This is a genomic window from Amycolatopsis halotolerans (assembly GCF_042647905.1).
Lineage (GTDB): Bacteria > Actinomycetota > Actinomycetes > Mycobacteriales > Pseudonocardiaceae > Amycolatopsis > Amycolatopsis halotolerans.
The window spans coordinates 477,067-501,738 of the sequence record NZ_JBHRWI010000020.1; the positions used below are offsets into that span (position 1 = coordinate 477,067).

At 67.9% G+C, this 24,672-nt stretch carries 28 protein-coding genes; 10 read left to right on the forward strand and 18 right to left on the reverse strand.

The window, feature by feature from the left end; genetic code table 11:
* Nucleotides 1-43 precede the first annotated feature (43 nt).
* The 11 genes from ACFORO_RS17295 to ACFORO_RS17345 all read right to left on the reverse strand — a co-directional run bounded on the left by ACFORO_RS17295 (nucleotide 44) and on the right by ACFORO_RS17345 (nucleotide 9,896).
* Entirely contained in the window at nucleotides 44-1,183 is a 1,140-nt protein-coding gene (locus ACFORO_RS17295) for a hypothetical protein (protein WP_377871108.1), read from the reverse strand.
* Nucleotides 1,184-1,553: 370 nt separating this feature from the next.
* Nucleotides 1,554-1,862 carry a hypothetical protein gene (locus ACFORO_RS17300; RefSeq protein ID WP_377871107.1) on the reverse strand — a complete coding sequence of 103 codons (309 nt, stop codon included), beginning with the start codon at nucleotides 1,860-1,862 and terminating at the stop codon, nucleotides 1,554-1,556.
* A gap of 74 nt (nucleotides 1,863-1,936) precedes the next feature.
* Nucleotides 1,937-2,560 carry a DUF4190 domain-containing protein gene (locus tag ACFORO_RS17305; RefSeq protein ID WP_354739836.1) on the reverse strand — a complete coding sequence of 208 codons (624 nt, stop codon included), beginning with the start codon at nucleotides 2,558-2,560 and terminating at the stop codon, nucleotides 1,937-1,939.
* A gap of 73 nt (nucleotides 2,561-2,633) precedes the next feature.
* Nucleotides 2,634-3,203 (reverse strand): helix-turn-helix domain-containing protein, encoded by a 570-nt coding sequence (locus ACFORO_RS17310; RefSeq protein WP_377871106.1) that lies wholly within the window; start codon nucleotides 3,201-3,203, stop codon nucleotides 2,634-2,636.
* A gap of 146 nt (nucleotides 3,204-3,349) precedes the next feature.
* Nucleotides 3,350-4,675: an MFS transporter gene (locus ACFORO_RS17315; RefSeq protein WP_377871104.1), complete on the reverse strand. Its 1,326-nt coding sequence runs from the start codon at nucleotides 4,673-4,675 to the stop codon at nucleotides 3,350-3,352.
* Between the two features lie 182 nt (nucleotides 4,676-4,857).
* Nucleotides 4,858-5,814 carry a PDR/VanB family oxidoreductase gene (locus ACFORO_RS17320; RefSeq protein ID WP_377871103.1) on the reverse strand — a complete coding sequence of 319 codons (957 nt, stop codon included), beginning with the start codon at nucleotides 5,812-5,814 and terminating at the stop codon, nucleotides 4,858-4,860.
* A 27-nt stretch (nucleotides 5,815-5,841) separates the two neighbouring features.
* Nucleotides 5,842-6,585 (reverse strand): SDR family NAD(P)-dependent oxidoreductase, encoded by a 744-nt coding sequence (locus ACFORO_RS17325; RefSeq protein ID WP_377871102.1) that lies wholly within the window; start codon nucleotides 6,583-6,585, stop codon nucleotides 5,842-5,844.
* Nucleotides 6,582-7,085 (reverse strand): aromatic-ring-hydroxylating dioxygenase subunit beta, encoded by a 504-nt coding sequence (locus tag ACFORO_RS17330; protein ID WP_377871101.1) that lies wholly within the window; start codon nucleotides 7,083-7,085, stop codon nucleotides 6,582-6,584. Before ACFORO_RS17330 ends, ACFORO_RS17325 begins: the two co-directional genes overlap by 4 nt.
* Nucleotides 7,078-8,349, reverse strand: a complete 1,272-nt coding sequence (locus tag ACFORO_RS17335) for an aromatic ring-hydroxylating oxygenase subunit alpha (protein ID WP_377871100.1) — start codon at nucleotides 8,347-8,349, stop codon at nucleotides 7,078-7,080. Before ACFORO_RS17335 ends, ACFORO_RS17330 begins: the two co-directional genes overlap by 8 nt.
* Before the next feature lie 12 nt (nucleotides 8,350-8,361).
* A complete protein-coding gene (locus ACFORO_RS17340) occupies nucleotides 8,362-8,742 on the reverse strand; it encodes a hypothetical protein (RefSeq protein WP_377871099.1) in 381 nt (126 codons plus the stop codon).
* A 32-nt stretch (nucleotides 8,743-8,774) separates the two neighbouring features.
* The gene (locus ACFORO_RS17345) at nucleotides 8,775-9,896 is read right to left on the reverse strand and encodes an acyl-CoA dehydrogenase family protein (RefSeq protein ID WP_377871098.1); all 1,122 of its coding nucleotides are present in this window, start codon (nucleotides 9,894-9,896) and stop codon (nucleotides 8,775-8,777) included.
* A 135-nt stretch (nucleotides 9,897-10,031) separates the two neighbouring features.
* On the opposite strand from ACFORO_RS17345, the gene ACFORO_RS17350 reads away from it, so the two are divergent.
* From ACFORO_RS17350 to ACFORO_RS17365, 4 genes are all read left to right on the forward strand, one after another.
* Nucleotides 10,032-11,489, forward strand: coding sequence for a PAS domain-containing sensor histidine kinase (locus ACFORO_RS17350; protein ID WP_377871097.1), 1,458 nt, complete (start codon nucleotides 10,032-10,034; stop codon nucleotides 11,487-11,489).
* 96 nt (nucleotides 11,490-11,585) lie between these two features.
* The gene (locus ACFORO_RS17355) at nucleotides 11,586-12,092 is read left to right on the forward strand and encodes a flavin reductase (protein WP_354739856.1); all 507 of its coding nucleotides are present in this window, start codon (nucleotides 11,586-11,588) and stop codon (nucleotides 12,090-12,092) included.
* Nucleotides 12,093-12,114: 22 nt separating this feature from the next.
* Nucleotides 12,115-12,363, forward strand: a complete 249-nt coding sequence (locus ACFORO_RS17360) for a hypothetical protein (RefSeq protein WP_354740060.1) — start codon at nucleotides 12,115-12,117, stop codon at nucleotides 12,361-12,363.
* Nucleotides 12,360-13,577 carry an amidase gene (locus ACFORO_RS17365; RefSeq protein WP_377871096.1) on the forward strand — a complete coding sequence of 406 codons (1,218 nt, stop codon included), beginning with the start codon at nucleotides 12,360-12,362 and terminating at the stop codon, nucleotides 13,575-13,577. The genes ACFORO_RS17360 and ACFORO_RS17365 overlap by 4 nt, the downstream gene beginning before the upstream one ends.
* On the opposite strand, the gene ACFORO_RS17370 is transcribed toward ACFORO_RS17365, so the two are convergent.
* On the reverse strand, nucleotides 13,567-14,181 hold the full coding sequence (locus ACFORO_RS17370) for a response regulator transcription factor (RefSeq protein ID WP_009084166.1): 615 nt from the start codon (nucleotides 14,179-14,181) through the stop codon (nucleotides 13,567-13,569). The genes ACFORO_RS17365 and ACFORO_RS17370 overlap by 11 nt on opposite strands.
* On the reverse strand, nucleotides 14,178-14,786 hold the full coding sequence (locus tag ACFORO_RS17375) for a nuclear transport factor 2 family protein (RefSeq protein WP_377871095.1): 609 nt from the start codon (nucleotides 14,784-14,786) through the stop codon (nucleotides 14,178-14,180). The genes ACFORO_RS17370 and ACFORO_RS17375 overlap by 4 nt, the downstream gene beginning before the upstream one ends.
* Nucleotides 14,787-15,466: 680 nt before the next feature.
* On the opposite strand from ACFORO_RS17375, the gene ACFORO_RS17380 reads away from it, so the two are divergent.
* Nucleotides 15,467-16,165 (forward strand): TetR/AcrR family transcriptional regulator, encoded by a 699-nt coding sequence (locus tag ACFORO_RS17380; protein ID WP_377871094.1) that lies wholly within the window; start codon nucleotides 15,467-15,469, stop codon nucleotides 16,163-16,165.
* A 303-nt stretch (nucleotides 16,166-16,468) separates the two neighbouring features.
* Here ACFORO_RS17380 and ACFORO_RS17385 read toward each other — a convergent pair whose 3' ends face one another.
* Nucleotides 16,469-16,681, reverse strand: coding sequence for a hypothetical protein (locus ACFORO_RS17385; protein ID WP_344265227.1), 213 nt, complete (start codon nucleotides 16,679-16,681; stop codon nucleotides 16,469-16,471).
* A 329-nt stretch (nucleotides 16,682-17,010) separates the two neighbouring features.
* Between ACFORO_RS17385 and ACFORO_RS17390 the strand changes: the two genes are divergently transcribed.
* Nucleotides 17,011-17,565, forward strand: coding sequence for a hypothetical protein (locus ACFORO_RS17390; protein WP_354739862.1), 555 nt, complete (start codon nucleotides 17,011-17,013; stop codon nucleotides 17,563-17,565).
* 19 nt (nucleotides 17,566-17,584) lie between these two features.
* Here ACFORO_RS17390 and ACFORO_RS17395 read toward each other — a convergent pair whose 3' ends face one another.
* Nucleotides 17,585-18,409 (reverse strand): acyl-CoA thioesterase, encoded by an 825-nt coding sequence (locus ACFORO_RS17395; protein WP_354739864.1) that lies wholly within the window; start codon nucleotides 18,407-18,409, stop codon nucleotides 17,585-17,587.
* Between the two features lie 21 nt (nucleotides 18,410-18,430).
* Nucleotides 18,431-19,159, reverse strand: a complete 729-nt coding sequence (locus tag ACFORO_RS17400) for an alpha/beta fold hydrolase (RefSeq protein ID WP_377871093.1) — start codon at nucleotides 19,157-19,159, stop codon at nucleotides 18,431-18,433.
* Nucleotides 19,160-19,206: 47 nt separating this feature from the next.
* Between ACFORO_RS17400 and ACFORO_RS17405 the strand changes: the two genes are divergently transcribed.
* Nucleotides 19,207-20,478, forward strand: coding sequence for a cytochrome P450 (locus ACFORO_RS17405; protein ID WP_377871092.1), 1,272 nt, complete (start codon nucleotides 19,207-19,209; stop codon nucleotides 20,476-20,478).
* A gap of 5 nt (nucleotides 20,479-20,483) precedes the next feature.
* Here ACFORO_RS17405 and ACFORO_RS17410 read toward each other — a convergent pair whose 3' ends face one another.
* Entirely contained in the window at nucleotides 20,484-21,242 is a 759-nt protein-coding gene (locus tag ACFORO_RS17410; protein ID WP_377871091.1) for a maleylpyruvate isomerase family mycothiol-dependent enzyme, read from the reverse strand.
* An 86-nt stretch (nucleotides 21,243-21,328) separates the two neighbouring features.
* Entirely contained in the window at nucleotides 21,329-22,309 is a 981-nt protein-coding gene (locus ACFORO_RS17415; protein ID WP_377871090.1) for a small ribosomal subunit Rsm22 family protein, read from the reverse strand.
* 153 nt (nucleotides 22,310-22,462) lie between these two features.
* Between ACFORO_RS17415 and ACFORO_RS17420 the strand changes: the two genes are divergently transcribed.
* The 3 genes from ACFORO_RS17420 to ACFORO_RS17430 are packed head-to-tail and all read left to right on the forward strand — an operon-like array spanning nucleotide 22,463 to nucleotide 24,576.
* Nucleotides 22,463-22,888, forward strand: coding sequence for a YciI family protein (locus tag ACFORO_RS17420; protein ID WP_354739874.1), 426 nt, complete (start codon nucleotides 22,463-22,465; stop codon nucleotides 22,886-22,888).
* Nucleotides 22,888-23,244 (forward strand): YciI family protein, encoded by a 357-nt coding sequence (locus tag ACFORO_RS17425; protein WP_354739876.1) that lies wholly within the window; start codon nucleotides 22,888-22,890, stop codon nucleotides 23,242-23,244. The genes ACFORO_RS17420 and ACFORO_RS17425 overlap by 1 nt, the downstream gene beginning before the upstream one ends.
* Before the next feature lie 54 nt (nucleotides 23,245-23,298).
* Nucleotides 23,299-24,576 (forward strand): RNA polymerase sigma factor, encoded by a 1,278-nt coding sequence (locus tag ACFORO_RS17430; RefSeq protein WP_377871089.1) that lies wholly within the window; start codon nucleotides 23,299-23,301, stop codon nucleotides 24,574-24,576.
* Nucleotides 24,577-24,672: the final 96 nt, after the last annotated feature.

Here is a 24,672-nt window from a genome sequence, read left to right on the forward strand (position 1 = left end):
TTTCACAACCTGTCGTTGGTCGGAACGATTTTTTGTGGTGGCGCTAATGACCGGTGCGGTCACGCCAGGGCGGCCGCCAGCTCTCGGGGTTTTGGCGCATGTGCCGCAGGACAGCTTCTGCCTCGGCCGGCATTCGGCCAGGTCCCGAGAGCCCGTCGAGGACCAGTTGAGTCTGCGCAACATGTGGAATGCCGCTGATCGCCCGGGTGCCCCTGAATACAACCTTGTCGTGAGCGCGTAGCAACAGAACGTCTGCCCCTTCGTCGGCACGGAGGAGCTCGAGGCGGTCGATCCATTCATCAACGTTGTGTGGTCCGGCGGGTACGTAGAGCATCAGTTGCCCGCCTTCAGTGAGCGGTGCGATCGCGCGTGCTGCGTACGGTCCGGTTACCGCGACGTCAGTGTCTCCAGCGGCCTCGGCCACCAGAGCGCGAAGCTTTTCTAGCGCTGCCGGTATCCCGAACGGTGCTATCGCTCCGACATACGGATTGTGTCGCAGCAAGTCGTAGGTTTCCGCGCGCGCTCGGAGTATGCCTTCCCAATTGACTTCGAGTATCGAGCGGCCGTGTCGCTCGATGAGCAACTGATCTTCGAGTTGGCCAAGTATCTGAGACACCCAAGGCAAGCTGACCTGCGCTTCCTCTGCGATCTCTGTTGCCTGATATGGGGGGGAGTAGTCGGCTAGGAATCGAACGACGCGCCCGCTCCGCGGCCCCGCCAAGGTGACGGTTTTCGAGCTGTTCTGAACGAGTCCTCGCGGGGCATGACTGGCACCGTGGGTAAGAATACGAATCGCTGGGTAGTCGACTGCTAGCGAAACGTTGCCGGTCAGGTCGAGGTACCCGATGCCTCGATCTCGCAACTCGGCCTGGGTGCGAGGGGAGATCCACGGCGCGACGACGAGCATGGTCGGCGGGTTCCGCGTGTGAGCCAGCACGTTGCGGATCGGGCCGATCGCTCGTTCCACGGCCCGAGGCGTCAAGCTCTGCTTGACAGTGACAACTAACTCGGTGAATGGCCCGTGTCCAGGCGGATCGATCTGCAGTGTGGCGTCAAACGCGACCGTCGCCTGTGCTGCGGCCTTGGGGAGCTCCGTTACCGTCCAGGACTCGCCAAGTAACGTGCGCAAAGAGCTAACAGCCTGGTCAACTAGGCTTTGCCCGGGGGGATGCGTCTCCGCCATGAGTACATGCTGACACAGCTGACTACTTAGAGTCAACTTAACTGTGCTCTAGATGCTGACTTTTCCCATGCAGGAAAGTCGGAAAACTAGCAAAGTTGAGACCAATCGCGGTGCTTTGCCCGACGGGCGAAGTGGTCAAGCTAGCAAAGTTTGCACACGTCCTGACCTGGTCAGCTTGCATCGGCACCTCCGCAAGGCGAGACCGGAGCACCGACCTCGCCAGGGTTGGCGGCTGCGGTTGCCGCAATCGCCTAGGTTCACGCAGTTCACCGTTGGGCACGCCGAACGTCCACAACGCCGTAAGTACGGCAAGTCCGAGTGACCCTGATGAGCAAAGGTTCAAGGTCCAACCCCTGCGGCACTGTAGAGTTCACGGTCCTGTCCGGCCGTAGATAACCGCGCCGGCTGGCACTCGAAACATGTTTCGGTCACTGCGATCGGTGATGCCGTGCTCCAGTTCGACAACCGCCACTGCGCCGTCGCCTTCGGTCTTTACCACTCGGCAAGGGACGCGAACCGGCGCTGGGTACCGCGACGCCGTCGTGAGGTCGTCGTCCAGCGCCGGCAGCTTCTCCACGAGCGTGATTTCGGTGCCGTCGGCCCCGGGGAACTGGACTTCGACCCAGCCGGGGAACTCGTCGTCCACTACTTGCGTGGCAGTGCCGCTGAGGTAAGCCATAAAGCGAGAATGCCGCATCCGGAACGGCAAAGTGGGCCCGGCGAACGCACCAGGCCCACTTGTCGTTCAGAAGATCAGAAGCCGTCGCAGGTGGCGGTCGCGAAGTTGCCTGATGCCTTCGCCGTCTTGGCTTCCTTGCCGTCCACGACGACCTTGCAGGCCACGTCTCCGCCGTCGGCGCCGGTGGTCACCGACAGGCTGCCGCCCTTGACCAGGCCCTTCGTGGTGATGTCTTTCGACCACGGCAGGGTCTGCGGCTGGTCCTGGTTGGAGGACGCGTTGGCGTCGCCGATTGTGGTGTAGGTGATCGAGGCTTCCTTCGCCGTGCCGGTGACCTCGTAGTGGATGGTCACGGTGCGGTTTGCCTCGGTGTTGATCTCGTTGACCACCTTGGCGGCCGTCACGGTCCACACGATGCAGATCGCCAGGCCGATCACCGAAAGCACCAGGCCGGCGATCGAGAGGCCCTTGTTCGTGGCCTTTCCGGACCGCGTCCGGGCGAAGCCGAGTGCCGAGAAGATGATCCCGAGGATCACCAGCGGCCACGCCACGAGCCCGATGACCGGGATGAACGAGAAAATCAGGCCGACCAGCCCGAGTACGAACCCGGTGGTGCCGAGGCCGTTCTTCGGCGGGAGCTGGGGTGCCGGCGGGGCCGCCTGGGGTGCGGGCGGCGGGGGATAGTCAGGGGCGGACATTGAGAGCCTTTCGTGATCGACCGTGCACAAACAGGTCGCACTAGTCGCCACGGGCGTTACGCCATTTCCGGTATCAGTTCGGGCGCGGCTCCACGTGCACTCGTTCCCCCTGCAGTCCGAAGAGGATCAGCAGCTCCACCGCGCCTCCGTCGGCGGAGCCGAGCCAATGCGGTTCCGTCGTGTCGAACTCCGCGGCCTCGCCGGGCGGGACCGTCAGGTCTTTCGCGCCTACGATTAACCGGAGATGTCCATTGAGGACGTACAGCCATTCGTAGCCGCTGTGCGTTTTCAGTGCGGGTTCCGCAGAACTGCCGGGGATCAGCATTTTGTACGCGTGCACCCCGCCCGGTCGCCGGGTGAGCGGCACGTAGGTCATCCCGTGCTGGTGGATCGGGCGAAGGTGGACGCGCGGGTCGCCGGCTCGGGGTGCGCCGACCAGGTCGTCGATCGGGACGTCGTAGGCGCGCGACAGCGGCAGCAGGAGTTCCAGGTTCGCCCGGCGCTGGCCGTTCTCCAGGCGGGACAGGGTGCTTTCCGAGATGCCGGTCTCCGCCGACAGGTCGGCCAGGGTGATGCCGCGCCGGTTGCGCAGGGTTCGCAGTCTCGGGCCGACCGCGTCCAGTACTTCGTCGATCTCACGCATACTGTGCTGATTGTACTAATCCGGCCACAGCCACGGCCTAATGACTTCGCTGCAGCGGTTACGTGCCGCTTCAGGGGCGGCCTACTTTTGGCCGGATTAGCACCATCCCAGTCTCGCCCAAACCGGGAGACTGGGGTGCATCCGCGTCAGCTGACCAGTTCGGGAGCCGGTTTCGCGGCGCGGCGCGCGGGGGCGGTTTCCGGGAGGATCAGCAGGCAGACCAGGCTCAACACGAGCAGTGCGGCCAGGTAGTAGCCGACCGCGAGGGCGTCGCCGGTCGCGGCCACGATCCGGTTGGCGATCATCGGCGACAGGCCGCCGCCCAGCACCGCGCCGACGTGGTAGCCCACGCCGAGGCCGGACTGGCGCTGCTCTCGCGGGAACAGTTCGGCGAACCAGGTGTACATCGGTCCAAAGAGGATTCCGGTGGCGGTGAAACCCAAGAGCAGCGCGACGAACACCGAACTGACGGTGCCCGCCGAGGCGATCGGGAACATCACGAGCGCGGCGGCGATCGACAGGACCGAGCCGGTCAGCATCACCGGTTTGCGGCCGATCCGGTCGGACAGCCAGGCGGCTCCGACGTTCGCGGCGGCGTGGCACAGCAGGGTGATTGTCGAAATGGTGACGATCGGGCCGCGCGGGAGACCGAGGCCTTCCGGGGCGGCGGCGGTCGCGTAGGACAGCATGAACGTGACCAGTGCGAAGGTGCAGGCGGTGAGGCCGAGGTTCGCACCGGCGATCAGCAGCAGCCGTCGCCAGTTCGAGCGGAGGACGTCGGCGAGCGGCTTTTTCGCGCGCGTTTCGGCGGCGGCCATTTTCTCGAATTCCGGGCTTTCCGAAACGCCGCGGCGAACCCAGATGCCGATCGCCAGCACGATGCCGCCGGCGAGGAACGGAAGACGCCAGCCCCAGCTCATGATGTCGTCGTTGGGCAGCAGGAGAACCAGCGCGAAAGCGAGGTTCGCCAGCACGACGCCGATCGGCGAGCCGAGCGCGACGAAGGAACCGTAGAGGCCGCGCCGTTTTTCCGGCGCGTGCTCAACGGCGAAGACAGCCGCACCAGCGCTTTCCCCGCCGCGAGCGGCGCCGTGCAGCAGGCGCAATCCGACGAGCAGCAGCGGCGCGGCGATGCCGATCACCGCGTACGGCGGGAGAACGCCCATGCCCAGCGTCGCGAAACCCATCAGCAGGAACGCGGCGTACAGCGCGGTCCGGCGGCCGCGACGGTCGCCGATCCAGCCGAAAAGCGCCGCGCCGAGCGGGGCCATGACGAAACCGATGGCGAAGGTCGCGAGGCTCATAAAGGTGCCGAACCAGGCGTTGCCGGTTTTGAAGAACACCGATCCGAACACCAGCGCCGCCGCGGTGCCGTAGATCGAGAAGTCGTACATTTCCAGGGAAGTGCCGACGCCGGCGGCGAATCCGAGCCGCAGCACGCCGGGAGAGTGCGCTTCGTCGCGCTTGGCCATAGCAGGCCTTTCGTCGTCTCGCGCGAGAATGCGCGGAGTGTCCGGTGGTGGGGAAACGGTGGACACAGCTTAGAGAAAGCGTGACGAAGGAGGCAAAGTCCGATTTGCGGCGGATTGATAAATAAAATCGATCAATTAATCGACAAGACGGCCGGAATCACGAGGATCCCGGCCGAGGCGCGTCAGTACAGTTCGATCACCAGTTTTTCCGAGCGGGCACGCGACACGCACAGCGCCATCTGGTCGCCGGAAGCCTTGTCGCTGGCCGAAAGGCACTGGTCCCGGTGCTCCGGCGTGCCTTCCAGCACCCCGGAGACGCACGAGCCGCAGATGCCTTCCTCGCACGATTTGAACACCTCGATCCCGTTGTCGGTCAGCACCGACAGGATCGACCGGTCGGCCGGGATCTCGAACACCTCGCCGGTGTCGAGTTCGACGGTGAACGGCTGATCGCCGCTCGTGTCGACCTCGGCCGCGGTGAAATGCTCGACGTGCACCTGCGGTTCGCCGACCACCGGCGCGAACACGCCGGTGACCTGCTCCATGAACCCTTCCGGGCCGCAGGTGTAGACGTGCCCGGCGGAACCGAGCCCGGCAGCCACTTCCGTGAGCACGGCGGGCTGTTCGCCGCGCGGTACGCCGAAATACAGCAGCACCCGATCCCGGAATGCGGCCTGTTCTTCAAGCAGGGAAACAAAAGCCGCTGACTCCCGGCTGCTCGCGAAGTAGTGCAGTTCGAATTCCGCACCGTCCGCGTGCAGCTGATAAGCCAGGCTCAGCAACGGAGTGATGCCGATGCCGCCCGCGATCAGCACGTGCCGGTCCGCGCCCGGAGCCAGCGAGAGCAGGTTCCGGGACTCTCCGACCTCGAGCTTGTCGTTCTCCGCGACGGCGTGCAGCGCCTCGGAACCACCGCGCGAATCCGGCTCCCGTTTCACCGCGATCAGCAGCGACGACGTGTCGTCCGGCCGCCCGCACAGCGAGTACTGGCGCAGGATCCCGGTCGGGCCGGTGACGTCGACGTGCGCACCGGCGGGGTGCGGGTCGAACGGCAGGCCGTCGGCGCGGACGAGGCGAAGCGCCCGGATACCGGGCGCTTCCTCGACGACCTCGGCCACGCGGACCACGGTGTTCGGCATCGGCTCTCCGTTTCAGGGCAAGGGAGTTCAGCGCAGGTAAAGGCCACCGTTGGCGTCCCAGCACGCCCCGGTGACCGAGGCCGCGCCGGGCGAGGCGAGCAGCGACACCATCCGCGCGATGAACGCCGGGTCGCCGAGTCGTCCGACGGGGATGTTCTTCGTGAAAGCCTCGAGGTTGTCCTCGCCGACGATCGAATGCACCATCGGGCTGTCCAGCGGCCCCGGGGACACCGCGTTCACCGTGACCCCGTGCGCGGCGAGTTCGCGCGCGAACACCTTCGTCGCGGACATGATCGCGCCCTTGGACGACGCGTAATGCCCGCCGGTCGCCGTGCCGCCGTTCTGTCCGGCCAGCGACGCCATGTTCACGATTCGCCCGTAGCCCTGCTCGGCGAAGTACGCGCCGAAGATCTGACAGGCGGTGAACGTGCCGGTGAAGTTGACCGCGAGAACCGCGTCGAGGTCTTCCGGCGTGATCTCCATCAACGGTGCCGCCTGCGTGCGGGCCGCGTTGTTGACCAGCACCTGGACACTGCCGAAATCACGGACGACGTCGTCCTTCAGCTGCGCGAGCGCCGCTCGATCCCGCACGTCGACCGGGTAGCCACGGCAGTTGCCAAGGGCTGCGGCCAGCTTTTCGGCCGCCTCGCCGTTGACGTCCGCGATCGCGACGCGATAGCCCTCGGCGTGCAGCTGCCGCACGATCGCTTCTCCGAGACCGCTCGCGCCACCGGTGACAACGGCGACGTGCGGTTCCACCGGCGCGCTCACAGCAGGAATCCCGCGGCAGGAACGGCTTCGTCGCTGTTGACCAGCCGGACGACCTTCAACGCGATCCGGTCGCCTTCGGGGCCCTCCGGCGACAACTGGATGCGGTGCACCAGATCCGCTGCCCACAGGTCGTGATTGCCCCGCTTGTAGGCGACCAGGATCTGCGCCGAACGCAGCACGATTTCTTGGTCCGAAACGGATTCCGGCACGAATCGCGACACTGTGCGCACGGTGCGGGCGGAATCGACGGCCGCGAGCGCGTAGCCCTCGGTCATCCGCGCGATGCGCATCTGCCGCATCCGCGCGTCGTCGTACACCATGTTCAGCGAGCCAGCGAAATCGTCGGTTTCCCGGTCGATCGGGATGACGTAAATACCGTCTTCGGTGAACAGCTTTTCCCACACGTGGTATTCCGTGCGGTCGAGCAGTTCCGCCTCGCGGTTGACGAGGTCGACGGCACGCGCGACCCGCAGGTCAGTGACGGGGATGGTTTCAGTCATCGCCCATCATCTCCTTCCACTGGGCGTACGCGGCGCGCATGCCGGTTTCGTCGGTGACGTGCGAGGTCGGCCAGCCTTCGGGGCTCGCCTTTTCCCGCGCCAGCCCGCGGTTGACCAGGATCGGCAGGTCCGGGCCGCCGTGCGCACCGCGCTGCACGCGGTCCCAGCCCTCGGCGTCGTCCGGCGTGCCGAACCCGAACGGGCCCTGGAAGTGCTCGTGGATGCGCAACCGTTCGCGGTTCACGATGTCCAGCTCCGGCGGTCCGTCGGGCCCGATCGCGACGTGCTCGATCAAGGTCTCGTTGACCGAAATCGGCCGCAGCACGCGGAAAAACGCTGCGGACATCGAGACGTTCGGGAACAGGTTGAGGTTGAATCCGGTGCCGTGCATGGCCCGGACGACCTTGCGCACCTGCGCCTCGTCCAGCGTCTTCGACAGCTCGGACACGACGTGGTCGAAGCGGCCCTGCAGCGGTTCGGAGCCGTCGTCGACGTCCAGGTCGGAGTGTTCCGGCACCATCTGCATGACGCTGTGCCCGTTGCCGAGCGAATGCGTGATCGCCGACGGATCGGTCATGAACGACATCATGTCCGCGGTTTCCGAGTCCACCGAAGCCATCCACGACCGGTGCACGATCGGGAAGTGATAGCCGTCGGTGGTGTTCTCCAGCTGGATTTTCCAGTTGCCGCGGAACTTGAACTGGTGCTTGCCCAGCACCTTGATCGGATAACCGCCGCCCTGCTTCATGAAGCGGTCGATCCACAGTTTCGCGTCGCCGAGGAAGTCCTCAAGGGACTCAGCGTCCTCGTCGAAGGTCGCGAAAACCATTCCGCCGTACGACTCGGTGCGCAGCTTCTTCAGCGACAGTTCGCCCTTTTCCAGCACGCCTTCGTAGCCGTCGGGATAAGGGATGCCGCGCAGCTTGCCGTCGAGGCCGTAGCTCCAGGCGTGGTACGGGCAGGTGAAGCCGTTGGCCTTGCCGCTCGGCTTCTCGCACAGGCTCGCGCCGCGGTGGCGGCAGCGGTTGAGCATTGTGTGCAGCGTGCCCTTGCGGTCTCGCGTCACGATCACCGGCTGGCGGCCGACGTAAGTGGATTTGAAGTTGCCCGGCTGCGCCAATTCGCTTTCGTGCGCGACCCACACCCACGAACGCTCGAAGATCTGCGTCATCTCGCGTTCGAAGATTTCCGGGTCGGTGTAAAGCCGGGCGGCGACGCGGTCGCTCTCGGCGAAATCGGCGGGAACGCTTGCGTTCTCAGTCATGAGGTCTCCGGTTCAGTCGGGCAGTTCGACGTCTTCGCGGACAGTCAGCGGACGCCCGATCCGGGCTTCCATCTTGGCGAAGCGCCACAACTTGATGCCGTTGCCGCCGACCTCGACGGTGCGCAGCAGGTTGACCCCGGCCTTGACGGTTTCCTGGCTGTCGGCGTCGGCCAGGAGGTAGCAGGTCCACGGCCAGCCCTCAGACGGGCCGACCATGTGCGCGTCATCGTCGATGTCGCCGATGAAAGTGATGCCCGGCAACGCTTTCAGCTGGTCCATCATGGACACGAATGACTGCCAGACGTCGCCGATGGTGATGCCGTCGGCGGGCAGGTCGAAGAAGTTCTGGTTGATGCCGATGCAGAAAAGCACCCGCAGGGGCTGCGTGCTCACAGTCGGAGACTCCTCGTCGTGGTGGTGGCTGGTCAGCGGAAGCCGGGGCTGGTCGGCGGCTGTCCCATGAGAACCGCGCCGGCGGCGTCGTGGATGGCCGGGCCCAGGAACGCATGCTGCTTGGGTACCAGTGCGTCGCCCTGAAGTCCACGCAGCGGGTGCGTCGAGTAGATCGGCGCGGTGCCGGAAATCTCGACGAGCTTCGAGACGACCTCGGACGACGTCTTGGCCAGGTGCGCGGACGAAAGCCGCAGCTGGGCGTTCTGCTCGTCGGTGGCCTCGTCGCCGGAGACGACGGTGTCCCAGACCTCGTGGCTGACCTCGTAGAACCAGGCGCGGGCGGACCGCAGCGCGGCCTCGGCGTCGGCGTACCCGGTGCGGTAGTAGCCGCGGTCGGCGAGCTTCGGCGCGCCGGTGACGCCGGTGTAGCCAGCGCCGACCTCGCGGGCGTGGTCGAGCGCGGCACGTGCGACACCCGCACCGACGATGGCGAGAACCTGTGCGGCGTAAGCGATTGTGGGGTAGCGGTAGAGCGGTTCGTCGACCATGGGTGCGCCGCCGCGGATGAACGTCCACTCGCGCGGGACCTCGACGTCGCGTACGACCAGGTCGAACGAACCGGTGCCGCGCATGCCGACGACGTCCCATTCCTGGACGATCTCGACCTGCTCAGGCCGCAGCAGCGCGGTGCGCGGTTTCCCGCCGGTCGATTCGTCGCCGGGGATGCCGACGCCGAGGATGTCCGCGCCCATGCAGCCGCTGGCGAACTTCCACCGGCCGTCCACGCGGAAGCCGGTTTTGGTCGCCGGGGCGGGCTGGACCGGGAACAGGCCGCCGGCGAAGGCGACGTCCGGACCGTTGGAGTACAGCTCGGCCTGCGTGTCCAGCGGGAGCGCGGCTAGGTAGATCAGCGACGAGCCGAAGCTGGCGACCCAGCCGGTCGAACCGTCCACTGTGGAAATCCGCTCGATCAGGCGGAGGAATTCGGCGGGCGGGAGCGGGTTGCCGCCGAACTTCGCGGGCGTGCTGGCCCGGTAGATGCCGAGCTGCTTGAGCCGGTCGATGAAGTCCCGCGGAACGTAGCGCTGCTGCTGGAACTCGTCCTTGCGCGTGGCGAGCTCGGCGAGCACCTCCTCCATGGTGACTTCGCTCATCGCTGCTCCTCAGAATGCCGGTGCGGTCCTGCCGACGGTACGAACCTCGCCGCCGCACGGGAATTGGTAGTGCCTGAGCGGGCGTAGGGGATTTCTTCAGTGCGGGCCGCCAGCCAGGGGCTTTACGCTGAGCCGATGGAGGCAGACCCGCGCGCGCCCGAGCTGACGACGCACGATTTCGTCGCGATGCTCAACGCCAGCCGTACGTGCGTGCTCGTGCACGACGGCGCGACGAAGAACATCCTGTGGGCCAACCCGGCCGCGTGCGAGATGCTCGAATGGAGTGTCACGGAGCTGCGGCCGTTGAAGGCGAACCACATGAGCAGCTCCGCGCAGCAGTACGACCGGGTGATCGGCCGGGCGTGGCTGCAGGAGGCGGTCGACAAGGGCGTCAGCCGGATCGAATGGCACTACCGCACGAAGTCCGGCCGGGTGATTCCGACGGACGCGGTGGCGACTCGAGTTGAACTGGCGCAAGGCCCAGCCGTGATGGTGCAGTTCCGCGACATCGAACGCGAGCAGGAAATCGAGCGTGAGCTGCGGTTGACCACGTCCTGGGTCGACGCGCTGGCCCGGCATACGTCCGCGCTCGCGGTGATGCTCGACGCCTCGGGCGCGCTGCGGTTCGTCACCGACTCCGCGGCGGAGCTGTTCGGCGCGACCCCGGACGAGCCGCTCGGCTGCCTGACCGACCACGCTGGCCTGCGTCTCGACGACCGTCCGGCCACTTGGGACGAGGTCCGCGAGCGGGCCGCGCCGGGTACGCCGGTGCGACTGGAAATCCAGGGTCGCGTGTGGCTGGAGGGGAGCGTCGAACGTCTTCGAGAGCCTGGTGGGGACGCGTTTCTGATGCTGCTTTACGACGTGTCCGAACGCGTCCGCGGCGAGGTTCGGCGCGAGCGGGAGCTGCACCGGGAGAACTACCTGGCGCGCTACACCGCGATGGGCGACATGGCGATGGCGATCGCGCACGAACTGAGCCAGCCGCTCGCCGCCGCGGGCAACTTCCTGGCCGGGGTGCGGTCGCGGACGCTCGACGCCGCGCCGGTCGTGTACGGCATCGACAGCGCCGTCCGGCAGATCGAGCGGGCGAGTCAGATTGTGTCGTCCGTGCGGGCCTTCGTCGGGCATCTGGAGCATGTGGAGCAGGTGGCTGACCTCAACGAGATCGTCGAGGAATGCCTGTATTTCGTGCGATTGCGAGCCGAACCGGCTGCGATCGAGGTGACTTTCGATCAGTCCGCCGAGGCCGTGCCGGTGCACTGCGAACGCGTGCTGACCGGCCAGGTCGTGCTGAACCTGTGCTTCAACGCGATCGAGGAAATGGCCCAGTGCCCGCAGCAGCGGCGCAGCCTCGTGCTCACCACGCGCCGCGACGGCGACACCGGCGTGGTCACCGTGGACGACCGCGGTCGCGGCTTCCCGCGCAACCCGTTCGACGAGTCGTTCACCGCGAAGGAGCGTGGCAGCGGCATCGGACTGGCGCTGAGCCACCGCATCATTACCCGCCAGCACGGGACGATCTGGGCCGAACACCGCGCGGGCGGCGGCTCGCGCTTCGGCTTCGCACTGCCCGCGACCGGCCCGGGTTAGGAATTCTTCAGCTGTGCCGGGGAAGTTCTCGATATCCCGCGACCGGTGCGGCTTTGTACGGTCGGAGGAGTCCCGGCCCCAGTCCTAGGAGGCACCGTGTCCGAGCTGACCCGGACCCAGCGCGAATTCCGCACCGCGATGGCCAACCTCTCCGCGGCCGTCAACGTCGTCACCACCGCGGGCCCGCACGGCCTCGCCGGGATGACGGTGAGCGCCGCCTGCTCGGTCACCGACAGCCCGCCGACCGTGCTCGTGTGCGTCAACCGGTCGAGCCGGTCGCACGCGATCCTGGTCGGCAACGGCCAGGTGTGCGTCAACGTCCTCGGCCCCGGCCAGGAGGACCTGGCCATGCACTTCGCCGGCGCGACGAAGGTGCCGACCGCCGAACGGTTCGGCGAGGACTGCTGGGACCTCGACAGCGAGGACGCCCCGGTCCTGCGCGGCGCCGCGGCCTCGCTGGTCGGCCGGATCGTCGCCGAACAGGAACACGGGTCGCATTCGGTGCTGTTCGTCGAGATCGAAAAGGTGCTGACCGCGCCGGACAGCGGAGCTTTGGTGTACTTCCAGCGCCGCTTCCACCGGCTTGCCGCACTCAGCGCCTGATCGAGGAGAACCCGTGGACCGGATGACCCTGACCTGCTACAACGACACGCACGGCTACGGCTGGCGGCACGTCGACCTCTTCGTGCACGACGAGCACGGCCGCGAACTGGACTGGGTGCACTGGCAGGCCCCGGCCGACGGCCCGGACGCCGCCGACGAGGCCACCGCCCGCGTCGAACCGTTGCTGCGCCGGACGTCCGGCTGGCGGCATTCGGTCAGCGCGAGCGGCATGGACTACTGGACCGCCGACGCCGCCTGGACCCAGCCGTGACCGCCCCGTGGTCGCTGCGCGCCCTGGTCGCCGATCTGACCGCTGGCCGGACGACGCCGGAAGCAGCTGTCGCCGAGGCTCGCGCGCGGATCGCCGCGGCTTCGTTCGACGCCTGGGTTTCGTCGGCCTTCGTGCCTGCGTCGACGGGCCCGCTGGGCGGAGTTCCGTTGGGCGTCAAGGACATCATCGACTTGGCGGGGATTCCGACTCGCTGCGGCTCCGTCCTGCGCGCGGACGCCCCACCGGCCACTGTGGACGCTTCGATCGTCCAGGAATGGCGTCGCGCCGGAGCAGTGCCGATCGGCAAAACGGTCACCACGGAATTCGCTTTCTTCGCTCCCGGCCCCACGGATAATCCCGCCGCGCCCGGCCATACGCCTGGCGGTTCCTCCAGCGGTTCCGCCGCTGCCGTCGCCGCTGGACACGTCCCGCTGGCGCTCGGCTCCCAAACCGCTGGCTCGGTTACGCGCCCAGCTGCGTTCTGTGGAGTTGCCTCGCTGGTCATGAGCCGGGGCCGGTTCCCGGTCGACGGCGTCACCGGCCTGAGCCCGAGCCTCGACAGCCACGGCATGTTCACCACGACGGTCTCCGATCTGGCCCTGGCCTGGTCAGCGTTGTCGGGAGAGCCGGAGGCCGCGGTTTCTTCTCCTCCGCGATTGCTCGTGTGGTCGTCCGAGGACGCGACTCCAGCGATGCGGAACGCACTTGGTTCCGCGGTCGCTGGATTGCGAGCCACCGGTGCCGTGGTCGACGAATTCCCAGACCCGGCGTTGGTCCCCGCTTTGACCGCCGCGCACCCCGTGGTGATGGCTTACGAGGCGGCGCGGGAACGTTCCGTTGAGCTTGCTTCCGCGGACCGGCTCAGCGCTCCGCTGGCGCAGCTGCTGCGTACCGGCGCGGAGATGCCGCTCGCGGATTACGAAGCCGCGCTCGACGTCGTCGCTTCCGGTGCTTCACGGCTAGCCGAGATCGTGGCCGGTTACGACGCCGTCCTCGCTCCCGCCGCGCTCGGCTCGGCCCCTTCCGGCCTGGCCGCGACCGGCGATCCCGTGCTCAGCCGCCCTTGGCAGGCGTTGGGCCTGCCGGTCATCGCCATTCCCGGCCTGCGCGACGACGCCGGGTTGCCGCTGGGATTGCAGGTGGTCGGCAGTCCTTTGCGCGAGACTGCTTTGCTGGCCACCGGCCGCTGGACGGAGACCGCGCTTAAACGGTGACGCGATGGGTGAGGATGTCGCGGACCAGCGTCCCGAGGCTGTCCGCCGACGTCTTCGCCTTGATCCGCGCCCGATGCACGTCGACAGTTTTGACGCTGGTGCCCAGCCGGTGCGCGATCGCCTGGCTGGGCATCCCGTCGACCACCAGTCGCAGCACCTCGCGCTCGCGCTGAGTCAGCGTGTCGAGCCGAGCCCGGACCGCCTGCCGCTCCGCGTGCTCCGCGAACCGCCGACGGGCCTCGATGAGCTGGGTCTGGACCACCTCGACCATGCGCTGGGCCTGATAGGGCTTCTCCAGGAAATCGACCGCCCCCGCGGTGAGCGCACGGACCGACATCGGAATGTCGCCGTGCGCGGAGCAGAAAATCAGCGGAGCCGGACAGTCGATTTCCGCGAGCTTTTCCTGCAGCTGAAAACCGCTGATCGCGGGCATTCGCACGTCGACGATCACGACCGCGGGCTCGGCCGGATCGAACTCGTCGAGGAAGGTCTGGGCGTCCGGATAGGTCAACGCCTGCACGCCGACGCTCTCCAGCAGGAAAACCAGGGACTGCCGGAGGTCCTCGTCGTCGTCCACCACGTGCACGACCGGGTCGTCGCTCATGGCTTCATCAGCACCGAGGCCGAGGGATAGTCGCTGGCCCAGCCTTCCGGCAGGGGTGCGATGAAGACGTTTTCGGTGCGGGTACGGGTGATCCGCCAGGTGTCGCCGACGCGACGGAACGCATTGTTCAACCGGCTGGACCGCAGGAGCGCCTTCCCGTCGGAGAACAGCCACGGTTGCATGTGGATCCATTGTCCGGTGGCCTCGTCGCCGTCGACGTGAATCTGCTCGGAGGTGAGATAATGCGCGTTCAGCAGAAGTTCGGGGTCTTTTTTCTCGCCCCAGAACCGCTGGAAATGCGCCCGGATAGCGTCGGCGCCTTCCGCGCGCCCGAACTGTCCGTCGTAGTACTCGCCGACGCCTTCCCAGACGGCGTCGTCGGTGTAGAGCGCCATGATGAGGTCGATCCGCTCGTCGTCGCTGGTGACGCCGAACTCCGGGCAGGGAGTGTCGCAGAGGAACATGTAGCGCGCCTGCACCCGGCGGATCTCCGCCTCGGCCTCGAGCGTCCCGACCCGCCGCACCAGCCCCGCGACAGTCTCCTCGAGCGCGGCGATCCGCCGGTCCGTGGCCGGGCTTGCGGGTGCGGGGTGGTCGAGAGACATCGTTTTCCTCACCAGAGAAGTCGTGACGGATGGCGCTTCAGTGCCGGGGTTGGCCTTTCGATGCGGTTTTCGGCTCGTTGACAGGGTAACCGGACCGGACCGCGCCGGGCGTTGGCAGCTTGTGCCCAGCCTCTGCCCCGTTCGGAAGGGTTGTCAATCGGATCGGTGAGTTATGCGGGGCGTGTTTCAAACCGGGGGTGGCGCTTATCAATGGCGGGGTTGCTGGATAACGCCTTTGGGGTCGCGTCTGGCACGTCACACGGCCTGCATGCGCTCCTTGGCGGGGCTGAGGATGCGCTGTTTTCTGGCGAGGTTGCCGCAGCTCCTCCCGTACGGGGAGTTGAGGCGAAGGCACGGGCGGACAGGCTTGGGCGGATATCGCCGGGGCGGGAACGCTGCCTGATTCTTGGCTCGGGGTGCCTCCCTCGGCGGCGGCACCGGTTCACCGGAGACATCGCGATGGTGGTGGCTCGGGGGAGAGATCGCGGCGGTACTGGTTCGGCGGAGACATCGTGGCGCTGCCGGTGCGGCGGAAGCATCGCGGCGGTACTGGTTCGGCGGAGACATCGTGGCGCTGCCGGTGCGGCGGAAGCATCGCGGCGGCACTGGCTCGGCGGAGACATCGTGGCGGTACCGGTTCGGCGGAAGCATCGCGACGGTAGCGGCTCAGCGGAAACATCGTGGCGGCGCTCGGTTCCGCCGTCTCTCCGCCATTCGTCGGCGAACAGCCGGTGGCTGAGGATGCCGCATCCTGCCGCGCGGATTATGCGGCACTCGGCTGGTCCGCGATAACGTTGAGGCATGTGCGTTTCCACTGGTGCCGGGCGTCGGCGATGAGTGCGGCTCAGCGGGCCGACGCTCGGGAGAACCGGGAGCGGATCGTCGAGATCGCTCGCGAGGCGATCGCCGGTTCGGGGGAGTTGCGGCTGAACGCGGTGGCCAAGTCAGCTGGTGTCGGGCAGGGGACGCTCTACCGGCACTTCCCGACGCGCGAGGACCTGCTTGCCGAGGTGTATCGGCAGGAGGTGGAGGAGCTGGTCGCGCTGGCTCCGGAATTGCTGTCCTCGCAAGGGCCGGTCGAAGCCTTGTCCCGGTGGTTCGACCGGATCGCCGAATACGCGCGAGTCAAGCGCGGCGTCTTCGCGGCGCTGGAAACCGCGGTGTGGAAAGGCTTGTCGGAAGAAAGCCATGGCCCGCTTGGCGACGCCATCACCCTGTTGCTCGACGCCGGAAAAGCCGAGGGGACCATCCGCCCCGACATCGACGCTCGCGACTTTTTCATCTTGTCGGGCTACCTGACCCGCCTGGACGAGGACGAGTGGGATTCCCGTGCTCGGCATCTCTTGGACGTGCTGTTGCAGGGAGTTCTTTCCCGCTGACCGGTCGGCGGAGAGAGGCGCGGCACGGCCGGGAGATCAGCGTGGACGAGACCAGCTTGCAGGACAACGGATTCACGCGCGACCGGCGATGATCGCGACGTGGCAGCCGCGGCGCGATGCGCAGTTGAGTGACATAGCGAGCGCCGAGTGGCAAGAGTCGTTTAAAAGCTACCGAAACTCAGAGCCCGATTCGGCCGACGGCCGCGGCGTGGGCTGTGGTGTCCATATTGGACGGGCCGCTCGCGGGTGCGGTCGGCCCGGTCCCCCAGAGTTCCCCAGTGGTGGTGCTGTTGGTGGTGCGGTTCAGGAGGCGACGGCCAGGCGCACCCGGCGGTCGCGGGCGTACGAGACCAGTTCTCGGACCTCGTCGGTGGTGATGATGCGGACTGCGTCTTCCAGGATCTCGGCCGTGGCCACCTGCAGCGGCCAGGAACGCAGGCCGGGAGCGGGTTCGTGCCAGAACCACTGGCCTTGGGAGAGATCTTCGGCGGCGACGGTCGGTGCCTCGGTGTTCATGCCTGCAGCCTAACTTGCACCACCGACAGAAAATCGCTCTACCGGACATCCCGGGACAACCCCGTAGGAAGCGCAAGGAGTGAATGCGGGTTCGGCGATGGTTCCTGCTGGTCGGGAGGATACGAGCGAGCTGCCGGGTGGCGTGGGTCACGCGGTCTCCCCGGTCAGCGGCGGAATCCGGTGGCCGGGTGCGAAAGGCAAGGGCCAGGTTAACCGGTCTCTCGCACAGCCGGGTTCAGGTGGATTTTGCACCGCCAGGCGGCCTGCCCTAGGCTTCGCCGGTCACCGCGCACACACCGGGGGTTTCCGGGACGAGAGGAACGGTGCGAATGGCTTTGCGCGACCCCGAGGCGTACCGCGACATCGACCTGCCGACGATTCTTCGCATGGAGCGCCGGCTTCCCTGGTACGGCTGGCCGCACCTGCCGTTGGGGCTGCTGGTCTGCGTGGCCGCGATCCTCGCCGCCTATCGGGTTCCGGTTTCGTATCACCTGACTACCGCGCTGGTCGCGGGCGGCGGGGTGGTCGGCGGGTTTTCCGGTTACGGCTGCGGGCTGGTCATGGTCAGCACGCCGGGTCTGGTCCAGACCGGGTACCTGAACTGGCGGCGCACCCGGGTGTCGCGGGCGTTGCTGATCGTGCTCGGCGGGTTGTCCGCGGTGTCGATGGCGGTCGTTGTCGCGTGCCATATTTCGTTGCTGGCGGGGGCTTCTGACCAGCATCCGTTCCAGCTCTCGGTGCAGGCCGGGTTGTATTTGGCGCTCGTGGTCGCCAACACCGTCCTCGCGGGGCTTGAGGCATGGCAGTTGTCGAAGATCCTGCGCGCGCCCGTGGCCGAGGCCGCTGCGGAACCGGCGGGGCCGGTGCGGGTTCGGCTCGGCTGACTGTCTACATCGGACTGACTCAGCGCCTGCGCAGCAGTACTTCTTGGGTGACTGAGGCGACTAGCCGTCCGTCGGTGGTGAAGAACTCGCCGTGAGTCAGCCCTCGGGTGTTCGCGTAGCTAGGGCTTTCCATGTCGAACAGCAGCCATTCGTCCGCGCGGAACGGGCGGTGGAACCACACTGCGTGGTCCAGCGAAGTCAGTTGCGGTTCGCCCGGGTCGTCTCGGTGAGGCAGCAGGGCGGTGCCTGCCAGGCGGATGTCGGAGATGTAGGTGAGCGCGCAGACGTGCGCCAGCGGGGCGTCCGGCAGTGCGTCTTTCGCTCGCACCCAGATCTGCTGACGCGGGCCGCGGCCGGTGTCGGGCAGGCCGGTTTCCGGGTTGCTGACGAAGCGGACTTCGATGGCGGACAGGACGATCGGCGAGCGGTCCTGTTCGACGACGCCTGCCTCGTCCGGAGCGGGGACGTCCGGCATCCGCGCCTGGTGCGCGCTGCTTTCCGCCTCGGTCTGGAACGACGCCGACAGACTGAAGATGCTCTCGCCGTTCTGGATCGCGACGACCCGGCGCGTGGTGAACGAACCGCCGTCGCGGGTGCGTTCGACCTCGTAGATGATCGGCATGTCGGTGCGCCCGCCACGGATGAAATAGCCGTGCAGCGAGTGCACGTGCCGCGCGGTGGGCACGGTTGCGCCGGCCGCGGTGAGCGCCTGCGCCGCGACCTGACCGCCGAACGCCCGCTGCGGCGAACCCTGGTGGCACCAGCCGCGGAACAGGTTCAGCTCGAGCGGTTCGAGCTTCAGCAGCTGGTCTAGCCCGGTCCGGGCGGGATCGATCGTCGTCACCCGGCCAGTCTAAGCGCCTGCTCAGCTGCTCCGCGGGGTGAGCAGCGCCGCCACCGCGGCCGGATCCTCGACGTGCGCGTTGTGCCCGAGCCCGGACAGGACCGCTGCCTCGGGAACAAGGGCGCGCAGCTGCTCGGGACGGCACATCGGATCGTTTTCGCCGGCGGCGAGCACCACCGGGCAGCGCGCGGCCGCCAGCAGTCTCGGCAGGTCCGGCCGGCCGACGCCGAAGGCGGGCGGGTCCAGGACCAGCCGCCAGCCGTCCGGGGTTTCGGTGACGCCGTCCGGGTCCGCCGGAGCCAGGCCGGTCAGTCCGGCGATCTTCAGATAGGCGGTTTCGGCCTCCTCTCGGGTTTTGAACAGCCGGGGCGGTCGGGCTGCCATCGCGGCGGTACGGGCAAGGTCGTCTTCGCTCCACTCGACCTTGATGCCCACCGCCAGCACGCTGCTGACATCGAGGCCGTAGCGGCCGCTCGCCAGCTCCAGCGCGACGACACCGCCGAGCGAATGGCCGACAACGGAGACTGGGCCGGGCTCGTCGAGAGCGTCGGCGACTGCTGCCGCGAGCGCCTCGAACGTGTACTCGGGCAGCTGCGGCGAGCCGCCGTGTCCGGGCAGGTCCGGCGCGAGCAGGCACCGGTCGAGTTGGCCGGTCAAGCCGTCCCAGACCGCGCCGGTGGCGCCGAGCCCGTGCAGGAGCAGGACCGGCGGTTCGCCTTGTCCGGTGACGCGCAGCTTCAGCTTTTCCACCGGACGGATCTTTCCGCAGGCGGCGGTCTCGGGGCTAGGGTCGGAACGTGTCGAGTGCTGTCATCGCCGACCCGGACACCTACGTCACGGGCGTGCCTTACGACCTGCTTGCCCGTCTGCGCCGCGAAACGCCGGTGACGCGGATCGGCGACTTCTGGGCGGTGCTGCGCCACTCCGACGTGCGGCACGTGCTCCGCACCCCGGCGGTGTTTTCGTCGCAGCTCGGCGGCACCCAGATCCGCGACCCGGCCAGCGCCGAGGACCTGCGGTACGTGCGCCGGATGATGCTCAACATGGACCCGCCCGAGCACGGCAGGCTGCGCGGGCTGCTCACGAAAGCGTTCACCCCGCGCGCGGTCGGCCGGATCGCGGAGCGGATCGAAGGCTGGGCACATGATCTCGTCGCGGCGGTGGCCGATCTCGGCGAATGCGATTTCGCCAAGGACATCGCCGCGGATCTGCCACTGCTTACGCTCGCCGAGGTGTTCGGCGTTCCCGAGCAGGACCGTCGGCTGATGTTCGACTGGAGCAACCGCGTGATCGGCTTCCAGGACGCCGAATACGCGGTGAGCGCGACCGTCAAGGCCGACGACGTCACCGACCTCGCCCGTGCCGCGCTGGCCGTGCGTCCGGAACCCGGCCCGGACGGCCGGATGCCGGATCCGCGCAGCCGCGCCGGAATGCCGGATCTCTACGCCTACGCGCACGCGCTGGGCGAGCACAAACGCGAGCACCCCGGCGACGACGTGATGAGCAACCTGATGCAGCACGTGGACGACGACGGCGGCCGCGTGTCGATTGAGGAGTTCGAGAACCTTTTCTGGTTGTTTTCCGTAGCTGGCAATGAAACCCTGCGCAACGGCCTGCCCGGCGGGATGGCCGCACTGCTCGCGCATCCGGAGCAGTACCGCAAGCTTCTCGACGACCGGAGCCTGCTGCCGGGTGCGGTCGAAGAGATGCTGCGCTGGCACACGCCGGTGATGCACTTCCGCCGCACCGCGACGCAGGACACTCGACTGTCCGATGTGGACATCAAGGCCGGGGAGAAGGTGGTGGTGTGGTTCTCCTCGGCCAATCGCGACGAGACGGTCTTTCCCGATCCTGATGTCTTCGACGTGACGCGCGCGCCGAGCGAACACCTGACGTTCGGCCACGGCCCGCACTTCTGCCTCGGTTCGCACCTCGCGCGGATGCAGCTGCGTGCGTTGTTCGCGGCGGTGTTCGACCAGCTCGGCGAGGTCCGGCTCGCGGGCGAACCCCGCCGGCTGCGGTCGAACTTCCAGAACGGGCTCAAAAGCCTGCCGATCCGCTGGGACTGACCGCCTCAGCCGAAGCCGACGAGCGAAAGCCAGCGGTCCAGGTACACCGTGTCGCCGCTGCGGTGCGCGGTCTCCGACGACAGCCTGCCGTAGACCATCAGCAGGAGATCACCAAGCGGCGCGGCCACGGTGACCGCCGCGTCCGCCGGCGGGCCTGGGTGCCAGGCCAGCTGATCGCCGGTGAGATCGACCGTCCAGGACTCCGCGTGGTCCGTCGGCGCGAGGTGGATCGTGCGGTCCGGGCCGAGCAGTTCGCGGCGTTCCGGGACGTACTCCAGCAACTGCGGCAGCGACCCGAGTTCCAGCCATTCCTCCATCGCGTCGTGCGCGACTTCCAGCGTGACGGTGAATTCCCCGCCCGCGGCCAACGTCGCGTCGGCGCGGTGGATCAGCGTCTCGTTCATGAACCGGCGTGCGTAGAACGCTGCTCGCGGCGGGCCGTTCGGGACCGGCGTGAACACCTCCGCGTCCGGCCCTGCTTCGCGCAGCGTCGCGGCCAACGTCTTGGCCCCGTCCACGAGCCACGACGCCGGGCGCGGGGTGTCCACCGGATTCCGCAGTTCGTCGTCCGGCAGCCAATGGTCGGCCCGCGTGCGCACGGTTTCCTCCGCCCACCGGTGACCGGTGCTGACGTGATCGAGCAGTTGCCCGAGATTCCACGCCGGGCACGCCGCGACCCGCGCCGTCCGGTCCGCGCCTTCGACGGCCGCGGCGAGCAGCTCCGTCTGCCGCACGATCTCCGCGCAACGCTCGTGAAAGTCCATCGGGTGTCCTCTCCGGTTCAGTTTCGCTGACACCCGACAGTCGGAGCCGACGCGGCCATCCAGACACCGCAGCGGAAGAACCCGGGTTACTCCACGCTCCAGGCGTCTCCCCATTCCGCGTCGCGAGCGGCGCGGTAGCGCACGCCGTGCCGCTTCGACACGACAGTGCCGGGCGCGAGCCCGTCGACAGTACAGAGGTCGAGCTGCACGAACCCCTTGTGCTTGCGCGGATGCCGGATGATCCGAGCCGACGGACGGTCGACCGGTGCCGACGTGGCCGCCACGTACGAATACTTTTCGTCCTCGAAGCCCAGCGTGCCGGACTTGATCCGCCGGTGCACCCCGCTTCGGGGTAACCGGGCGGAGAAATGGCACCAGTCTTCTCCCGGCTTGATCGGGCAGGCGTCGTCGTGCGGGCACGGCGCCACCACGCTGCGGCCCATCTCGCGCAGCACCTCGCGAGCCTCGCGGATCCGCTCGAATCCGGCCGGCGTTCCGGGCTCGATGAGCACGACGGTTCCGGCTTTCGCGGCGAGCCATCGGACGACATCGGCACGGCCGCGTTCGGGCAGTTCGCCGAGGACGTACGAGAGAGTGACCAAGTCGGCTTCCGGTGCGGCTGACGCGGAATCGACCAGCCCGCGCTGCCAGACCGCGGTGCGGACGGCCGGCTCGTCGGACTTGGCCGCCAGCTTGCGTCCCAGCGCCAGCGCGGCCGCCACCTGCTCCAGGACAGTGCACTTCTCCAGCGACGGCCAGACGTCGGCCGCTGCCCACACCGCCGCTCCGGTGCCGCCGCCGATGTCGACGTGCGTCTTCGGAGCGAACCCGGGCGCGGCGGCAGCCACCTCGCCCAGCACCGCGCTGATTGCCGCGTACGTCGCTGGCATCCGGTACCCGGCGTACGCGGCGACATCCAGCTCCGAAGAGAGGATCGGCGAGCTTGCCGAGTCGCCTTGTCGATAACGCTTGCTGAGCCGGTCCACGGCCTGCGCGAGCCGGGATTCGGGGAACCGGCCGAGCTCTTCGTCGAGGGCGGCGCGGAGAGGTTCGGGGAGTACTGCCACGGACGACGATTCTCCCACGCCTGTTTTGTCCGCCGAAGTTCGCCTGACCTGCTAGTTTCGCGACCGGGAAAAAAGTTTGGGGACGGTGTCGATCCGGCCGCGGCCCGTTCGACGCAGGGGTGAAGGCAAGCCGAGAGCGAAGGGGTACCGAAGATGCGATTCATGGTGATCATGAAGGCCAGCGAAGAGAGCGAAGCGGGCCAGATGCCGAGCACCGAACTGCTCGCCGAGATGGGCAAGTTCAACGAGGAACTCGTGCGGGCCGGCGTGATGCTCGCGGGCGAGGGACTGGCTCCCAGCTCCCAGGGCGCCCGGGTGAAGTTCTCCGGCGACAGCGAGCCGAGCGTGGTCGACGGTCCGTTCGCCGAGACCAAGGAGCTGATCGCCGGGTTCTGGATCCTCCAGGTGCGTTCGCTCGAGGAAGCGGTGGAGTGGATCAAGCGCGTGCCCAACACCGACGGCGCGCACCACGAGATCGAGATCCGGCGGATCTTCGAGGCCGACGACTTCGGCGACAACCTCACCCCGGAACTGCGGGAGGCCGAAGCGAAGCTGCGCGAGCAGGCTGCGCAGAACTGATGCGGTTCATGGTGCTGGTGAAAGCCAGCAAGGAATCCGAAGCGGGAGCCGCGCCCAGCGCCGAGTTGATCGAGCAGATGGGCCAGTTCAACACGGAACTCGCCGAATCCGGCCACCTCGTGCAGGCCGCCGGGCTGACGCCGAGCTCGGCCGGCGCCCGGCTGCTGTGGTTCGACGGGGACGCGGAGCCCAGCGTCGTCGATGGTCCGTTCGCCGAGACCAAGGAACTGGTCGCGGGCGTGTGGATTCTGGAGGGGGAGTCGCTCGCCGAGATCGTCGAGCTGATGAAGCGGGCGCCCAACCCGGACCGGCAGGCGGGCACCGTCGAGATCCGCCCGATGGCGGGCGAGCTCTGACTCCGCGCCCGCCCGAGGGTTGCCTCGGGCGGGCCGGCCCGGTCTGATGGGCCGGTGGACACGCGAAGTGCGGTAGAGGCCGTTTGGCGGATCGAGTCGGCGCGGGTGATCGCCGGCCTCGCTCGGATGACCCGCGACGTGGGCCTCGCGGAGGAGCTGGCCCAGGACGCGCTCGTCGCCGCGCTCGAACAGTGGCCGGAGACCGGCGTGCCGCGCAACCCGGGCGCCTGGCTGATGACGATCGCGAAGCGGCGGGCCATCGACCTGTTCCGGCGCAACGAAACCTTCGGCCGCAAGCTCGACGAAATCGGCCGGGAGGCCGAACAGCTCGGCGAGGGCGTGCTGCCCGACTTCGACGCCGTGCTCGACGACGAGCAGATCGAGGACGACCTGCTGCGGCTGGTGTTCACCGCGTGTCACCCGGTGCTGTCCACCCAGGCGCGGGTGGCGCTCACGCTGCGCATGCTCGGCGGGCTCAGCACCGACGAGATCGCCCGCGCCTTCCTGGTGAAGGAATCCGCTGTCGCGCAACGCATCGTGCGGGCGAAGAAGACGCTCGCCGAGGCCAAGGTGCCGTTCGAGACGCCGGTCGGCGACGAGCGCGTCGCGCGGGTGCCCGCCGTGCTCGAAGTGATCTACCTGATCTTCAACGAGGGCTATTCCGCCACGCGTGGCGACGACTGGATGCGGCCCGCGCTGTGCGAGGACGCGTTGCGGCTCGGCCGGGTGCTGGCTGGCCTGATGCCGGGCGAACCGGAAGTGCACGGCCTGGTGGCGCTGATGGAGATCCAGGCGTCTCGCTCGGCGGCGCGCACCGGCCCGAACGGCGAACCGGTGCTGCTGATGGACCAGGACCGCAGCCGCTGGGACCGCCTGCTGATCCAGCGGGGCCTCACCGCGCTGGCCCGGTCCGAACGGCTGGCGGACGGCACGTACGGGCCGTATTCCGCGCAGGCCGCGATCGCCGCGTGCCACGCCGTGGCGGTCACGCCGGACGAGACCGACTGGGCGCGCATCGCGGCGCTGTACGCGGGACTGGCGCAGCTCACGCCGTCTCCGGTGATCGAGCTGAACCGGGCCGTCGCGGTCTCGATGGCCGAGGGACCGGAAGCCGGGCTGGCGCTGGTGGACAAATTGCTGACGGAGCCCGCGCTGAAGAACTACCACCTGCTGCCGAGCGTGCGCGGCGACTTTCTGTACAAGCTCGGCCGCCGGGACGAGGCGCGCGCCGAGTTCGAGCGCGCGGCGAAGATGACCGGCAACGAGCGGGAGCGCGCGCTGCTTCTGGAGCGGGCCGAGTCGTGCAGCAAGCTGGAAGCGGGAACGAGGTAGCTGGGCGGCACCGTGCGGTGCGAGGGTGATCTTCATGCCGGGAACGGTCCACCACCGGCCCGACAATTCCCGGGACCGCAGGCAGCCATCCCCAGG

Coding starts and splice junctions, on each gene's coding strand:
- ACFORO_RS17315 (WP_377871104.1), bottom strand. CDS start 4,675: ATGGCCAAGCGCGACGAAGCGCACTCTCCCGGCGTGCTGCGGCTCGGA.
- ACFORO_RS17320 (WP_377871103.1), bottom strand. CDS start 5,814: ATGCCGAACACCGTGGTCCGCGTGGCCGAGGTCGTCGAGGAAGCGCCC.
- ACFORO_RS17410 (WP_377871091.1), bottom strand. CDS start 21,242: ATGGACTTTCACGAGCGTTGCGCGGAGATCGTGCGGCAGACGGAGCTG.
- ACFORO_RS17300 (WP_377871107.1), bottom strand. CDS start 1,862: ATGGCTTACCTCAGCGGCACTGCCACGCAAGTAGTGGACGACGAGTTC.
- ACFORO_RS17360 (WP_354740060.1), top strand. CDS start 12,115: ATGACCCTGACCTGCTACAACGACACGCACGGCTACGGCTGGCGGCAC.
- ACFORO_RS17420 (WP_354739874.1), top strand. CDS start 22,463: ATGCGATTCATGGTGATCATGAAGGCCAGCGAAGAGAGCGAAGCGGGC.
- ACFORO_RS17295 (WP_377871108.1), bottom strand. CDS start 1,183: ATGGCGGAGACGCATCCCCCCGGGCAAAGCCTAGTTGACCAGGCTGTT.
- ACFORO_RS17390 (WP_354739862.1), top strand. CDS start 17,011: ATGGCTTTGCGCGACCCCGAGGCGTACCGCGACATCGACCTGCCGACG.
- ACFORO_RS17425 (WP_354739876.1), top strand. CDS start 22,888: ATGCGGTTCATGGTGCTGGTGAAAGCCAGCAAGGAATCCGAAGCGGGA.
- ACFORO_RS17385 (WP_344265227.1), bottom strand. CDS start 16,681: ATGAACACCGAGGCACCGACCGTCGCCGCCGAAGATCTCTCCCAAGGC.
- ACFORO_RS17345 (WP_377871098.1), bottom strand. CDS start 9,896: ATGAGCGAAGTCACCATGGAGGAGGTGCTCGCCGAGCTCGCCACGCGC.
- ACFORO_RS17310 (WP_377871106.1), bottom strand. CDS start 3,203: ATGCGTGAGATCGACGAAGTACTGGACGCGGTCGGCCCGAGACTGCGA.
- ACFORO_RS17370 (WP_009084166.1), bottom strand. CDS start 14,181: ATGAGCGACGACCCGGTCGTGCACGTGGTGGACGACGACGAGGACCTC.
- ACFORO_RS17330 (WP_377871101.1), bottom strand. CDS start 7,085: ATGACTGAAACCATCCCCGTCACTGACCTGCGGGTCGCGCGTGCCGTC.
- ACFORO_RS17305 (WP_354739836.1), bottom strand. CDS start 2,560: ATGTCCGCCCCTGACTATCCCCCGCCGCCCGCACCCCAGGCGGCCCCG.
- ACFORO_RS17375 (WP_377871095.1), bottom strand. CDS start 14,786: ATGTCTCTCGACCACCCCGCACCCGCAAGCCCGGCCACGGACCGGCGG.
- ACFORO_RS17350 (WP_377871097.1), top strand. CDS start 10,032: ATGGAGGCAGACCCGCGCGCGCCCGAGCTGACGACGCACGATTTCGTC.
- ACFORO_RS17335 (WP_377871100.1), bottom strand. CDS start 8,349: ATGACTGAGAACGCAAGCGTTCCCGCCGATTTCGCCGAGAGCGACCGC.